At 42.6% G+C, this 244-nt stretch carries 1 pseudogene; it reads left to right on the top strand.

What is annotated here, in order from left to right:
• Positions 1–244, top strand: a pseudogene (locus ACVCXO_RS00060) (hypothetical protein); the annotation flags it as partial.

The following is a 244-nucleotide window of genomic DNA, read 5'->3' on the forward strand; positions in this document are numbered from 1 at the left end:
ATGTATCGGAGGAACATTATCCAATGTAGATTTAACAGACACAACAAGTGACTGGGCAACTGCAGATTGTGATGGTGATGGAGTAAGTAACTTAGACGAAGTAGATCCTGATGGAGACGGCGTTCAAGGACCAAACGACACCGATCCAAACGATGCATGTGAATTTACAGCAACAGATATTACTTTACCTGTAACAGCGATTACAGATTGTGATGGCGATGGAGAAACAAGTGATACGGATCCA

It is taken from the genome of Lacinutrix sp. MEBiC02404 (genome assembly GCF_053601575.1).